The 1,479-nt window shown below is 39.3% G+C and carries 2 protein-coding genes and 1 pseudogene; all 3 read left to right on the forward strand.

Going from position 1 to position 1,479, the window contains the following annotated elements:
* Positions 1-14 precede the first annotated feature (14 nt).
* Positions 15-395 carry a hypothetical protein gene (locus PVV63_RS10165; protein ID WP_273791750.1) on the forward strand — a complete coding sequence of 127 codons (381 nt, stop codon included), beginning with the start codon at positions 15-17 and terminating at the stop codon, positions 393-395.
* Between the two features lie 113 nt (positions 396-508).
* On the forward strand, positions 509-1,201 hold the full coding sequence (locus PVV63_RS10170; protein WP_273791749.1) for a hypothetical protein: 693 nt from the start codon (positions 509-511) through the stop codon (positions 1,199-1,201).
* 14 nt (positions 1,202-1,215) lie between these two features.
* Positions 1,216-1,479: pseudogene (locus tag PVV63_RS10175) on the forward strand (hypothetical protein); the annotation flags it as partial.

Consider the following 1,479-nt stretch of genomic DNA (forward strand, 5'->3'; position numbering starts at 1 on the left):
GTATGGAGGCATTTGTGAATAAACCAGTGTTTATAAATTCTGATGAAATTCTCTTAGTGATGTGCGAAAATGAAGAGCAAAATCTCGCTAAATCTGGTCCTTTCTTAGAAGAAAGTGACATGATCAAATTTATCGACCAAGCCGATAATGCTGTCCAAATTTTGCGTATTGAACCAACGACTAATCGTTGCGAAGATATCTCTGAAGATATTGCCGAATTCTATCTTAAAGAATGTGAAGAGCAGTGTTTCAACGGAAACATTCCTCACGATTTTATTCTACACAGCACAGCATACGGTTTTTTTTTAGATGATATAAAACAGCGCGAATATGATGATGCAATGTATGGTTCTTACGAACAACAACACCGTTTGCGTCCTTGTGATGTGCTTTAAAAGCTAAAGGCGTTTTTAAAAGACGCCACCTTTTCAAAAAATTCACCACACAATGCAATGCCGTTCTTTTGCAAGAACGACAAAGGCAGAATCTAACTTAAAGGAGTAAAACCATGGAAAAAAAATACGAACTTACTGATGAAACAATCGAAGTTGGGGGCAAAACTCTCCACCGCATTCGTGCATTGAGAGACTTTGGAAGAGTCAAGAAAGGTGACGTTGGTGGTTTTATTGAGCATGAGGGTAATTTATCACATGATGGCAATTGCTGGGTTGGAGATAGTGCAAAGGTTTTTGGGAATGCCAAAGTCTATGCCAATGCACTAATCCAAGATTGTGCATTGGTTTATGATAACGCAACAATTTTCGATGATGCACAAATTTTGAGTGGTGCACACATTTTCAATCATGCAAAAGTTTACGGTAATGCCCGTGTTCACGTACTTGCAAAAATTTATGGGAACGCGAAAGTGTACGATAAAGCTTCTGTTTCTGGTAGTGCACGAATATACCATGATGCAAAGATTGGCGGTAATGCAATAATTTCAAAGAACGCAGAAATTTTTGACGATGCTTGTGTTTTTGAATCCGCATGTATTGCAGATGATGCACGTGTTTTTGGAAAGGCTAAGGTTTATGGCGATGCCGCAGTCCACCAAGGTGCACATGTTTCTGAAAAAGCTAAAATTGGCGGTCAAGCAGAAATCTCTGGAAATGCCCGTGTGTTTGGTGGTGCACTAGTTTGCGAGAATGCCAAAGTAACCGGAAATACAAAAGTATCTGGAAATGACACTGTTTTAAGATAAGGGCGACTTAAAACATGGAAAAAAAATACGAACTTACTGATGAAACAATCGAAGTTGGGGGCAAAACTCTCCACCGCATTCGCGCATTACGAGACTTTGGAAACGTCGAGAAAGGTGATTTAGGTGGCTATATACAAAAAGAAGACAACCTATCGCATCATGGTAATTGCTGGGTAGGTGATGATGCAAAAGTCTATGGTTATGCCAAGGTTTTTGGTGATGCTAAGGTTTACGAAAATGCACAAGTTTACGGTTATGCACATGTTTACAACAATTCT

Origin of the sequence: Bartonella sp. CM31XJBT, from assembly GCF_028618555.1 — a bacterium.
In the GTDB taxonomy this organism is placed as follows: Bacteria; Pseudomonadota; Alphaproteobacteria; order Rhizobiales; family Rhizobiaceae; genus Bartonella.